The 1,546-nt window shown below is 35.1% G+C and carries 1 protein-coding gene and 1 pseudogene; both read left to right on the top strand.

From position 1 onward, the window contains the following. Nucleotides 1-431: 431 nt before the first annotated feature. Nucleotides 432-1,232, top strand: a complete 801-nt coding sequence (locus ACTNA4_RS16015) for an AraC family transcriptional regulator (protein WP_441031160.1) — start codon at nucleotides 432-434, stop codon at nucleotides 1,230-1,232. Nucleotides 1,233-1,358: 126 nt separating this feature from the next. After that, nucleotides 1,359-1,546, top strand: a pseudogene (locus tag ACTNA4_RS16010) (hypothetical protein); the annotation flags it as partial.

The raw sequence follows: 1,546 nt of genomic DNA, 5'->3' as shown, positions 1-1,546 counted from the left end.
AGAGCAGACTTCCAGAATATCTGCGCGATGCGCTTCATACACAGGTTGCAGTGGCATAAATCGCTATTTTATTAGCTGAAATATTGAATTTTCAAGGTACAAATCCCATTTGGGGTATGGGAAGTCTTAGTTATATATATAAAGTGATAGAGCTGTATTTTGAAAATAAAAAAAGGACCACTTCATTTTTGTGAAATGGCCTTAAGAAAAATATTCAGTTTTCACAAAATAGTCCTTTTAGTATTTATACATGGTAAGGATGCTCAAAATATTCAGCGTAGAATACTAAAAGGTCATTCAGATATTTTTTTAGATTGCTCATTTGCAATTCCTCCTTTCCTTATTTACAAGTTGATTATAGGATAGATGTAAAAGGATTGCTTGCCAAATCGAAAGAAGATATAGACAAATGTTGCAAAGGGGAGTATTTCATGCCGTTAAAATATGTTGACACAAAAGAGGAGATCATAGCGGTAAATAAGAAGTCAAAACATATTGAACCACATCTTCATAATGCACTGGAGATCGTTTGTGTAACAAGTGGATCATTAGAACTTGGTGTCGGACAGGAACTATACCATATGGAAAAAGGAGATATAGGCTTTGTATTTCCAGATGTTATTCATCACTATCAGGTACTGACACCCGGTGTAAATAAAGCGACTTATCTGATTGCATCGCCATTTACGATAGCCAAATTTGCAGATATCATGCAATCCATGGCTCCTGAATACCCAATCATCAAAGCGGAAAAGGTTGAACCGGAGGTATATAGGGTTATAAATGCAATTTTAGAGACAGAACAGTCGGATATTACTGTTGCACAGGCATATCTTCAAATTGTGTTGGCACGCTGCATAGGAAAATTAAATTTGGTAGAAAAGAGTAATGTGGGGAGCAATGATCTTATTTACCAGACGGTTTCCTATATATCAGCAAATTTCAAGAAGAGGTTTTCGTTGGAAGAGATGGCAAAAGACCTGGGGGTGAGCAAATATGTTTTATCCAGACTCTTTTCTAAAACATTCCATAGAAACTTTAATCAATATCTTAACGATGCAAGGCTGAACTATGCATGCCATCGTTTGGAAAATACGAGTGATTCTATTACAAACATTTGTCTGGATAGTGGATTTGAAAGTCAGAGAACATTTAACCGAGTATTTAAAGAAAGATATAAAATATCACCGAGTGATTATCGGAGTATTTGTGTGAAAGAGATGTTGTCATAAAAGGTTCTGTTGCCCATATGCTTTAACATAAATACTCCACCTCGGTGAGATAAATCGATAGTTTTCTTATTGCAGAATGCTTTAACAAGATATAGCAAGAATTCTCCCACCTCTTTAGGTGGCGAGATGAATTGCAAAAAATATGAGAGAACACTTGTTCTAAGGTGCCGGGTGTGGTATAATATAATCAGTCGAATAAAGGGAAGGATTGATTATAATATGGATTTGGATAATAATGCACATTCAGTATTTTTGTTATATTATCATTTGATTATGGTTGTGAAATATCGCCGGAAAGTGATAGATGATGTAAT

This window comes from Bariatricus sp. HCP28S3_A7 (assembly GCF_052066375.1).
Taxonomy (GTDB): Bacteria; Bacillota; Clostridia; order Lachnospirales; family Lachnospiraceae; genus Allocoprococcus.
The sequence above is the reverse complement of the archived record's forward strand: the minus strand, read 5'-3'. Positions and strand labels throughout refer to the sequence as shown.

Coding starts and splice junctions, on each gene's coding strand:
- ACTNA4_RS16015 (WP_441031160.1), top strand. CDS start 432: ATGCCGTTAAAATATGTTGACACAAAAGAGGAGATCATAGCGGTAAAT.